6 protein-coding genes are annotated in these 11,829 nt (G+C 40.9%); all 6 read right to left on the bottom strand.

The window, feature by feature from the left end; genetic code table 11:
* Window positions 1-2,585 (bottom strand): DUF7507 domain-containing protein (locus ACFPIK_RS15465; protein ID WP_377916866.1); only part of this gene is annotated, 2,585 nt, incomplete at its 3' end.
* 794 nt (window positions 2,586-3,379) lie between these two features.
* Window positions 3,380-3,703, bottom strand: coding sequence for a hypothetical protein (locus ACFPIK_RS15460; RefSeq protein WP_377916864.1), 324 nt, complete (start codon window positions 3,701-3,703; stop codon window positions 3,380-3,382).
* A 62-nt stretch (window positions 3,704-3,765) separates the two neighbouring features.
* Window positions 3,766-4,122 carry a response regulator gene (locus tag ACFPIK_RS15455; RefSeq protein ID WP_377916862.1) on the bottom strand — a complete coding sequence of 119 codons (357 nt, stop codon included), beginning with the start codon at window positions 4,120-4,122 and terminating at the stop codon, window positions 3,766-3,768.
* 1,125 nt (window positions 4,123-5,247) lie between these two features.
* Window positions 5,248-8,319 (bottom strand): hypothetical protein, encoded by a 3,072-nt coding sequence (locus tag ACFPIK_RS15450; RefSeq protein ID WP_377916860.1) that lies wholly within the window; start codon window positions 8,317-8,319, stop codon window positions 5,248-5,250.
* A 316-nt stretch (window positions 8,320-8,635) separates the two neighbouring features.
* A complete protein-coding gene (locus ACFPIK_RS15445; protein WP_377916858.1) occupies window positions 8,636-8,941 on the bottom strand; it encodes a hypothetical protein in 306 nt (101 codons plus the stop codon).
* A 186-nt stretch (window positions 8,942-9,127) separates the two neighbouring features.
* The gene (locus ACFPIK_RS15440) at window positions 9,128-11,800 is read right to left on the bottom strand and encodes a fimbria/pilus outer membrane usher protein (protein WP_377916856.1); all 2,673 of its coding nucleotides are present in this window, start codon (window positions 11,798-11,800) and stop codon (window positions 9,128-9,130) included.
* Window positions 11,801-11,829 lie beyond the last annotated feature (29 nt).

Below are 11,829 nucleotides of genomic sequence, written 5' to 3'. Positions count from 1 at the left end.
GTGGATGGGCTGATCGCAAGACCTGTTACCCCGATCTGCTCATCGTCTATCTCGATTCCGCTTACCGTTACGTTACCCGTATTGGTCACCGTGAAAGTATACGTGATCGTTCCGGATGCCGCATTGTACACGCCTGACTTTACAAAGCTGATTTTCGGATCATTAGAAAGAATTTCTTTATTGATTACCTGAATAGTTTTGGTTTGGCCAGAATATCCTCCTCCAGTCGCAGTGGCTGTCAAGGTATAGGTAATGTCTCCATCTGTAATCGAATCATCGACCCCAGTTACAGTGACCGTTTGAGGGACATTCCAATTAGCAGAGGTAAATGTAAGTGTCGTTGTGCTCAAAGAACCTTCAGTGGCATCGAGCCCTGTCAAAGTAATAATGACGTTACCTGAAGGTTGAGAATCTAGGACTATGGTAAAAGTATTAGTTTTTAATGGACCAGCTGCTTCAGTAGTGACAAGCTTTCCATTATCAGTAGCACCGGCTGCGGGATTTGGGGTAATTGTAAAAGAAGCATTGTCATTATCCTTTATGGCTGTGTTATTTACGGTTCCATTAGCATTAAAAATAGTACCTGTCCCATCATCAATGATGGTTCCATTGGCAGTTGCTGTACCGCCAGGTGTAGTCACCGCCAAACGGAATGTCTCGGCTCCCTCAAATACAGGAGGACTGTCGTTAACGATGCCTACCCGCACGAGAAGTGCAGTTGTGCCTGTAGTTAAAAAAGAAACAGTAGAAGTAAAACTGGTCCCATTGTAAGTGCTCCAAGTAGCCCCATTATCTTCAGAATACTCTATGGTACTGGTCAAGTCTGCCCCCGTATTGCCTGCCAAAATAGCATGCCCTGTACCACTACCGGTAGCCTGAATGGCTAGGTTGATAGTTTGACCAGCACCAATCCCTTTGATTGGAAAAATAGCGTAAGGAGAAGCTTCATTCACAATAATATCAGAGGCTCCCGGATTGATCGACGGAGGAGATCCGCCTGCTCCAGGTCCTACTCTAGTCCAAGTGAATACATCGGCAGTATTGGTATTGTCAAAGGACCCTCCTGAAAGATCACTAGAATTATTTTGATCGTGCCAAAGCATTTTACTTTTGTCAATGGTACTGGATTGAGAAGCCCAAGCGCGTACACCTACTGAAAAATCAGAAACCGCTGACCCTGTAATCCCGATCCTTGCCAAAGAAAACGCGACTTCTAATGTCCTACCATTCACCCGATACCAACCATCCTGAGAGGACAACGAAACATCTTGATTATAACCATCACCGGCAGAACCAGATGACCTATTTGACGCGGTAACACTAGATCCTCCGACATCGTTGTTTGAGTCACGGTACAATTTAAATCTACTAGATGAACCATCTGACCAAGCAGTTTGTGAAAGCGAATTGTTTTCTTGATGTGCATATTCCAAGAAATAATCAGGACGGTTCGCCTCACCATCTCCCGCCTCTAATTCAAAATAATAATACCCCTTATTTATAGTAGCAGTAGTCGCATTAGGGCCTCCTACGGTCATTTTAAATATCAAAAAGTCTGAATTATACCCGAGCTCTACTTTTGAGATATCAAAGTTCTGGACACCACCGTTACTCGTATTGCTAAATAGCAAGTTTTCATAAATATCAAGTGGGTAGCTGTGCTCCACTATTCCACCCGGACCGAAATCATAAACATTTTGTCCTTGAGCTGGGTTAGTTCCCGAATAACTAGAAAAAGAGTAATCCGTAATAGAAGCCTGTACGGTCCAATTGACCGGTGGAGTAGCAGCTTCTACGGGTACAGACATACCATCTATCGCCAGATAAAAATGATCTGAATGGCCTTGTCCCCTCTCCTTGTTTAATTCAGGTGAAAGTTTGGATCCGGTAAACGCATAGGCAAAAGCCCTCCCCTCATCGCCGGGAGTATCCTGATCCCCATTCAAAAAATAATCAATCGCATGCCCATATTCTTCAAACATTACTAATTCAACCAAATCTCTAGTAAATCTTTCAGCTAAAAACTCCTTATTAATATAGATTTTACCATTTCCTCCCCGATCAGGCAATGCATAGGCAGCAACTAATCCATTCATCTCCTCTGCACTCCTAATTTCAGTAATCAAATCCAACCCTGAACCTTGGTTGAAAAGAACTACTAATTTATCCACCCTATTTTCAAAGTACTCCGGTGATTGATCTTCATTAAAAAAAGTCGTATTCAGAATTTCTTTAAAATTAGCTTCTCTGGATTTTTGGGACAATTGTTGATTAATAGAATTCATCACATCCTCTAGAAGAATCTCGTTCTCTTCAGGATATTCAGAGAAGGCATATTGACTAGATTCCGACGAATTATCCTCTAGGTTTTCTTTGTAAAACCCCTGTTTAGCTATTTCATCTTTCACAAATTCAAAATTACCCACCGAACCCGCTTCAGGATTAGTTTCATTACCAGTTTGACTAAAACTTGGCAATTGGAAATGAAGAAAATTTAGACATGAAACAAAAAGAAAAAAAATAGAAACAAAAAGAATAAATAGTGACTTTTTGTTAATCTTATTTGCTTTTAATATACAATACATATACATATTATTTTACACCCTTAAGAAGCCTTTTATTTGAAGATTCGAATTTAAAAACAAATGATTCAAACTTCATTTAATGAATTTTAAAATTAAATAAACTGAGTATAAAAACAAAACTCAAAAAAAAAAGACAAAACTTAACTGCAAGTTCCGGACAGTTAATAAACTATATAAATTAATACATTTCGTTTTTTGAAAAAAACAGAATAAAACAATAAAAAATAATATTGAAATAATTTACATAAAAATCGTGATAATTTGACTCCAAAATTATTTGAATAGGATTACCTGCCCAGGTAACTAGAGCCCATAGCGTCTCAGTCAAAAATTTTAAGTTCGATTTTTTTTTCTAAGCCTGGGCTGTACGTTAGAATTCATACCTAGAACTCAAAAAGCAAAAAAAATCAGTCACTTTGAATTCGAAAAGTTAACGAAAGAAACTTGAGGTAAAACGGCGGACTTTAAAGCATTTTGAACTTGCTTTAGATTTTCTAATGCATGTTTCCAGTATAAATCCGGTTGAAATACGGGGATTGAATTATCATATTTTATGATCGCGGATATTCGTAGACTGACCACAGAAGAGAGTCCGCCGCGCCTCTAATCGGACTTCAAACCGTACCTCATTTGGTTACTGATAGAAAAGCTGGTAAACTTAAAAAATTAATCTATATACGTGCAATACCCAATTAGTAAGAGCTTTGTGATTAAAAATTATAGAAATAACACTAGGAAGAAATAGTTTTTCGAAAAAATTTAAATATGATGAAGAGATCCAAAGTAGAAGGATTTTAAGCAACATCTTCTACTACAAAACTTGGCAAAACTGATGCATCTCCAGAAGAACAACTAAAAAATAAAATAGGTAAAAACCGGGGAGAGAATGGACTTTTTGATAAGTGTTCTTTGAAGCTTTCTTTAAATTCCAAATTTACAACAATCAAATCAGAATCTTTAAAGCTTGGATCGTTGACATCCAAGCTTTCCATGGTAACAGAAGTGATCCGGAGAGGAAGAGAAATAATCTCCTTTATTCTCTTCTCAATGTAAGTCAGGGTTACCACACTACCCCCCAACACATAAACGGTAAATATTTCGGATTTATTAATTAACATTATTAATGATGTTCTTACAAAGCTTATTGAGTACCACTTCCACACCTACCCATGCCAATTGATCAGGATAAAAAATAACCATTTGGTCTTTGCCTCAAGTTAAATTTATCCATAACACTCGTGTAATTCTTCCCATTAAGAGGAACTTCCGATAAGAAGACAATTGGAGAGTTACCTGAAAGCTCATTTATTTCAGAAACCAAATACTGACCGTTGAAACCAGGAACATCTTGATCCAACAATATAAGTTTTACTTTCCCAACTTTTTGAAAGTATTCTTTAACAGCATCGAAATCCTTTAACCAAACAAGCACCGTATTGAAGAAAATACTTTCAATCTTTTCATCAATTTCTTGAAACTTAGTCTTTGTACTCCCAATTAAAACAACAACCTCTTTAGAACCTGTGATGTATCCCATATACCCTAGTAAAATAATGCTATACACCCTCGATAACATATATCGAAATTAAATCAAAATCTTCTTAATACATAACCGTGCAAATTCACAAAATACAGTTAATTGCATTTATTTGACATTTTTAATATTTCTATTGAATTTCTCAATGAAGAAGAAGCAACTTGATTATTTATGTATATGAAATGAAAAAAATATTTTACCTATTAGCAAAACGATCAAAATTAGTTTACAAATCTTCTAAATACATAAAAACTATCAACCAGTTGATTTAATTAAATCGAAGTATAATCACATCATATTACCAAAAAAACTATTCAAACCATGACATCTTGCGGATCAAGAAGAGTTTAACACCCCAGAAAACCAGGCATTCCCCTATAAGTCTTGACATCCCTAGACTGAAAAATAAAATTATTTTATGCAACGTCAATCTTTCATTTATCGGATCATTGCAACTATAGCATTTAATGAAAGAAAAAATAATGGTATTGAAAAAAATGTATATCCGAAATCATACCATTCATAGAATTTAAACTATGCATTTGGAAAGGAGATAAATTTTAGTTTAATCAAGATCCGAAGGATTGGAACAATTAATGACCTCTGGTGTAGCCGGGGGTTAAAGCAAAAAACTGTAAAGGGAAGCCCTGAAGGGCGGAACTTTGATGTTTCACCCTTCCAGGGCTCAAGGACAATCAATACCTAATTTCCCCTGCACTTCGTATAGGGTCATGAATGGTTTGGCTCCTTCAGAGCCATTTCCTAAGAAATACAAATTTTATACTGCTTTCAACTTAGGATAGGCGGCAAAGCGGATAATCCTATTGAAAAAATAAATATCCAGCTATCTACTCGCCTACCCTTTCGTTTACCTATAGTAAGACGTAAAGCGAATGATTGATCAAACGAGGCACATTCCACTCATTTAGAAAAAAAAAAACACTTTTTATTAGGAATGAAATCCTGAGTATAAATCAAGAAAAAACTACGGAATTCACCCCTAAAAACTACTATAAACCATCCTCAGCTGTTGAGAAGAAAAGTAGGAAACTAATTCAAATCCGCCTTAAATAAGTCCAAAAATGGTTGACTGCGTTTCTCTTACCAGGTTTCTTCATCTAAAATTTAGCGAACCAGCAACTTGATCACCTCTGAATTTTCACCCCAACTCAGAGAAAGCACATACATCCCCTTAGATACTTGTTGAAGGAACTCATTTACAAACTCATGAACCTGTCTTGGGTTTTTGAGAACAGAGGTTTGAAAAGTACTTCCGGTAAGGTTTGAAACCTGAACAAAAATAGATTGATCCTGATAACCGGAGGTATTCAGCATCTCTAAATTAAGCATAGCCCCTTGCTCTATTGGATTAGGGTAGGCAACCCAGTACCCCTTGCCATCCACCGGATTTACTTGAATAGCTTTGGTTACACTATAAATGTAAGTTCCGTCAAAATCCACCTGTTTGATGCGATAAAAAATAGTTCCACCTGAAGCAGGTATTTGCTGATCGGTAAAGGAATAGCTCAGTACTTCGGAAGAATAACCAGCCGCTCCTACCTCTCCAACCTCTTCCCAATTTTTCACATCATTAACCGAACGCTCCAGAATAAAATGCGAAGAATCCCATTCCTTGGCAGTTTTCCAATCCAGGACACCCACTCTTCTGTCTCTTTGGTAAGTGGCCTCAAAACTGAGGAACTCCACAGGCTGAATACGGGCATTTTCAGCAAGCATTACTTCATTGGTAGAATGAGAAGTAGGAAGCGGTGCTTCATTGAAGAAAAACTCCACCACATTAGTCACACGAGAACTACCTGCGGAGACCGTGTTCAGGTCCTTTCTTAATGCTTTACCAGTATTTTGAGGATTACCATTTCCTTCTCTTCGAAGAACAATCACCTCGTCACCCGCAGCCACCTTTTCCTCTCCAGGAGATAATCCTACGGAATAACTTCTGCCTGTACTTGATTGGATGATTTTCCAATATCCTTTTCCAAAACGAGGATTGATATCCGGAACATTAATCAAGGGATGATCTGACGTTGTACCCACCCGATTGATTTTGACCTCAACTGAGGCTCCCGGAGAGGAAGGATAAGAAAAGTATAACGGAAAATAGGTGAGCTTTGGATCTTCCGGGTCAGTACCCACGGGGAAGAAAGTCTCTGTAGTAGAATTGATGATCCGTGCGAGCTCCCCATTGATGTAGCTGGTAGATGACCCACCGGTAATCGAACCTGAAGAACCGACAGTAAGGATATTATTCCCCGCAGTAGTGATAATTCCACTTGTGAGTGAGAGCGTACCTGTAACCAATACCGCACGGGATAGTGTTAAACCTTTGGCATTATTGATCGTGAGGTTATTTGAACCAGTTAATCCACTTCCTGTCACCTGGGCTACCGTGCCGTTGTACACGTAATTTGCAGTGATATCAAAGGTACGTGAACCGGTATTTTGAACATTACCGGAAGCTCCACTGAAAGCAATCCCCTCAGGAGAACCTACTTCTAAGGTAGCCCCGGAGGCAAGGATAAAGTTGCCTGAACCAGCGACTATGGCAGTGCTTTTGAGGTTCAGCCGCCCACCGTCAAGTACGCTTATTCCTGTTTTAGAATTTACAAGAGCAAGGGTACCTGGGTTAGCAGTAATATCCAAAACACCACCACTCTCCACGGTAACAGAGTTAGCCAACTCTCCCCTGCTAATTGTTACGGCATTCTTGTCTCTAATTGTAGCATTGCCAGGTCGAGCTTTTATAGCAATAGTTGCCGCATGAGGGTTTGTGGCAGTCGGCTGTGAAAAAGTACCTGGATTAGAACTAGCCGCTGTCGACACTTGAAATGCAGATGCGACTCTTGGGTTGGTGGAAGTTTGATTTCCTCGCCCAGAAGTTGCCAAACCCAGAAAATTTGTGGGAGCAGCTGTTGCATTTCCAGCAGAAAGATTTGTAAGAACAGTTAAAAACAATGAAGGACTCGAGTTCCCCCAACTAGGACTTACAGTAGGAGGATCATTACTATTGCCAATAGTAGCAACAACAGGAAGCGAACTCTCATCCCAGTTTCTGATTCTAAAGGTAGAAGCAGCTAGGAAATCAGAAGCACTTATTCCAACATTTACTGTTGGTGATTCAGTTGTGCCTGCTTCTTTATAATAAATATAAGAAGTGCCATTGCTGCCCCAACTCGTTAAAAGTGTCCAGCCAGATGGGGCTGTACTAATTGTTCTGGTTCCTGCAGGTCTAACAATCATTAATAAAAGATCACCTTGGGACCCGCCACTTGGTACAGGAATTGAATGAGTTGGTGCTACTGTATTTGAAGCATATCTCGAACTTGATTCATAATAAGGAATTGCATTAGTTGGATTTTGTAAGGCAACATTTTCCCAAGTTGAATTCCTATATTGTTGTTCCCAAGTGCTTAAAGAACTCCAATCTGAGCTTGCTTTTGATCTAAAAACCGGTGTTGGGTTAACCGTATTTATTACGATTGTTCTAGCCACCCATTTATCTTGACTCTCCATTGAAGCAGCAAATGTACCTGTCCCACTGGATGAGGAATTCCCTCCAAAAATAGCTTGAGAACAATCACAATCATTTGGTAAATTGGTGAAAACTAATCCATAATTATCAGTAGAAGTCCCATTTGTTGGTACTGTAGTTTCAGGTATCCATGATCTTGGTTGTACATTTGTAAAAATCCTCAATGTCATTAGAGTATTGTGATTTTCTGAAATTGCAACATTTGGTGCGCTAGCAGGAGAACTCTGTGCAGTAGTACTTCCAGATGAAAAAGGAGTTGTGGTATTAAGTTTCGCACCATTCAAATCAATTCTGATAATGGATGCGGACCATTTATCATTCTCAGAACCAGACGAAAAATCTATAGTACCAGTAGTTCCAGTTTCAGCCTGTCCTGCAATTTTATACCATGTTCTTAAATAGGACGTACTAGAAGAGTTAGATTGGTTTCCAATTTCAATCCATCCATTAGGCGCGTTGGCAATTGGTTTGAGACCAGTTATATTTAATATTAGCAAATCACCAATCTGGGCGTTCAGATTACTTTTAAGGATCTTGATATTATCTTGCGTTTTGTCTTTCCCACTAACTCCCGATGTAGCACGAACTATGGCCTGCCCCCACCCTTCTCCTACTCCTACAAAAAATAATAAACACAACAAAAACATACCAATCCTACCCCATCCACTGGGCAGAAGGACATTGATCCTATGTAGAATAGACGTTCTCACTTTGTTTAGTAGGGCTCTAATTCGTGTAGTAAACAGCTATTGGTACCACAAAACTCCAATATCCTAGCTATTCAATGATTTGAGACTAGAATAACGAGTCAAAGATACTGTTTTTTGTATTTAATAAAATAAATAAAGCTTTTTAAAAAAATATTATAAAGATTTATAAAACTAATTCATCAATGAAAATTCAAGCCAAAAACACATTTAATATATTTTTTAATGCACTTAATATACTATATATAACACAATATTAACGTAGTGATTCATTAGTACAACAAGGTGAATCAGGATCAAATCTCAATCCGATAATTTTATAGCTTGGACAAAAATCTAAATACGCGATCAAAATATACAGCCAAGCCAAAATTACCTCCCACCAGCCTATCTGCTCCTCCATCGTCCGAATAAAACAATACAACACCAAGTCCAATGCCGTCAAGGTACGGATCAAGCTTATCTGTGCAGATAGGATCTCGAGCAAGAGTATTCCTTTTTCAAGACTTATTCGAACTACAAGATGTAACTTTTTGCCTATTCCTGTTAGTTTACTACGCATGGGACTTCTTTATCGTGCTTCATTCAACTCCTGCTAGGCCTTCACACTCCCAGACTTCCAAAAAAGCTTAAAGCTATCCTAAAAGCAAAAAGCTAAAACTCATCCCCCCGATGATTCCACGGCCATGGGATTTGTTTCCCTCAGACAGGAAACTCCCTCACTGGAGAAAATAGTCTTTTCAATTCCTCATTCCTGATCGACCACCAACAAAATCTCCAATCCTTCCAGGTAGTCTCCATCAGCCAAGGCCTTGATCTCAAATTCAAGCACCTCAGGGTTAGCTTTGGCCTTCAAGAATTCCAACTGCTTGGGATCAATCACCAATTTATATTTTCCAGGCAATAACCCAATCGCATAGAAGGAACCATCCGAGAAGGTACGGATCGTCTCCAAAGGCTCCGGATCACCCTCCCGCTGCACCATCAGACGCAATCCTCCCACTCCTTGCACTCCAGATCCCCTATCTATCAGCACCGTACCCTCCATAGTTCCGGTACGGTACAGGGGAATTTCGATTACTTTATAGCGGTTTGGCTCAGCAACAAATCCAAATACCTTCTCCTTGGGAGCCAAGGTCGGATCCGGCAAGGCATTTATATCTACTTCCAGTCGGTAAGTCCAGTAACTCTGCAACTGACTGATCCGCAGGAGTCCGTCCGATCCCAAGAGCATATTTCCCGATTTGTCCAGGCGCACAGCCTTGGCAGGCACAATTTCCTCCCCTTTGTCATACTTCCCGTTTTCATTCTGATCCACAAACATGCGCACGGTAAGCCCCGAACGACCCAATTGATCCCGATTCGAAGGAACAAGCAAGGTGGAAGCGGGATCAAGCGCCAAAGAACCACTCAAACTCTGGCGAAGGGAATAATTCCCTCCTTGCTGAGTGGAATACTGACTGGATGAACGCACAAACTGGAAGTCATAGAGGAAGCCAATTTGCATCTGACCCGAGTTATTCGCCACATTGTAATTATAACCGAAATTAAATCGTCCCTGCTTAAACAAGGTCTGAGACACCTGCACGTTTACCGCATTGATTTTGGAGCTTTGGGTATTATAGACTGCCTGTGCACGAATAAACATCCCCTTCACAAACACCGGCAAACTCGGACTTCGGGGAAGGGAATAGGTCATGGAAGTAGTGAGGTTGCCTGAGGCAAATTCAGGAGGCAAGTTCGTCTCTGACCTGGTACCTGCCACCTGAGCTCGGTAATTAAAGCGGGTCGTGACCCTGCCCACCTGCACATTGAAGTCGGACTGTACATTTCCCCGGTAACCGGTCTGAAACCAGGTATTCTGACCACCAAAACGGATTCCCGAAAAGCGACCGAACAACTTGAATGGGATAAACACATTTACATTCGCATCTTTTAGGGGTTGTTCCCGAAGGGTATTCTCCACTTTTGGAGGAACGTACTCCGTGAATTGTCCGGTAAGGTTCACATTATTGGCATAGAACACGCTGGCATTGGCGCGGTAAAAACGGTCGGGCTGCGCCTCGATATTCAAGAGGTACTGCTGAAAAAGCCGGGACGAAAGGCCAAACGACGTATATTGTTTTTGTTCACCAAACACCTCCCCATAGTCTAGGCCTGCATTGACGGTCAAGGCATTGCTGATGCCGACGGCCACATCCGCATGTCCGGCAAGATCCGAGTTGAGAAACTCAGGCGCGGACATCAACTGTCCCCCCTGAATATTATACGCCACAAAGCCCTTAGGCAGGAAGGTGAAGGGGATCTGCAACTGACGGTCCTGTACGATTACCTCCCCTTGTGGCGTGTAGATGCGCAGGGTCAGGCGAACCGTACCATACGTCACGGGGGCATTGAAGCGGTAATAGCCCACCTCATCTGCCCGCATAAAATCCACCAATTGCCCTCCGATCAGGAGCTCCACCTCCGAGTCCTTTTCAGTGTAGCCGTCGATGACGAAGACATCGAGCTCCTGACGGGGGATGATGGGATTATTGCTCAGCGAAAAACCGGTCAGGGATACCCCATTCGTCTGACTGGTGGTAGTAATCTGACCCAAAGTAATGCTACTGAGCAACACGTTTTTTTCGGGCTTCAGTCCGGCAGGAAGCACGTACCTCCAGCGCAAGCCGGAGAAATCGGCAACCATCCTACCGTCTCTCAGGGCTCCCGTGACTGCCCCCTGCACATCACCGCCGAGGAATTCCCCGCCCCCTCGCATCTGAAAAGCCGTGTTGCTCCCCGCCTTGGTTCGGTCATGATTTAGGGCGTAGTCGATCACCCCAAAACCAAAGATTTTCCGGTCACGGGGATACAACATGTTCAAATTTGCTTGTGGCCCTCCCTTTGCCAAGGCACGGCTACGTAAGGCTTCCCGTTTTTTCTTTTCTTCGACAGGGAGAGGACGTTCAGATTTTAATGACAGGGTTAAGGAAAAGCTGTTTACTGTGAATTCCAATCCGAAAATTCTTCTGAAGTATTCCGGATGAATAAAAAGATCGAGTTCTCCCTTATAAAATTTATCTGCAGGCAACGTTTCGCTTACTCCTTTGATGATCACAAAGCCGGAAGAAGGATCAATTTTCCATGTATCTTTTTTTTCAGGGTAAAAGCCTTGATATCCCGATTTATTCTCTGTGGATTCGTTGGGAATTTCGGTTAGGCTAAGGATTTCGCCCAAGGGAAGGTAGGCTACGTCACCAAAAAATGCTGCATTGACATAAAACTGTCCGATACCGGGATGGGATAAAGTAAGGAGGGCTTCCCCGTCAGGTTCTTGTTGAGCTAAAGCTCTTTCTGAAAAAAAGACTGCAAATCCTAAAAAACAAAGTAATCTTGCTGTTTTTATTATAAACGCAGAAAAATAAACAACAGAACGCATCACTTGATCGGAAACAAGATACAATACCT

Origin of the sequence: Algoriphagus aquatilis, assembly GCF_042657405.1 — a bacterium.
Lineage (GTDB): Bacteria > Bacteroidota > Bacteroidia > Cytophagales > Cyclobacteriaceae > Algoriphagus > Algoriphagus aquatilis.
This window is presented reverse-complemented; position numbering and strand designations above follow the sequence as displayed.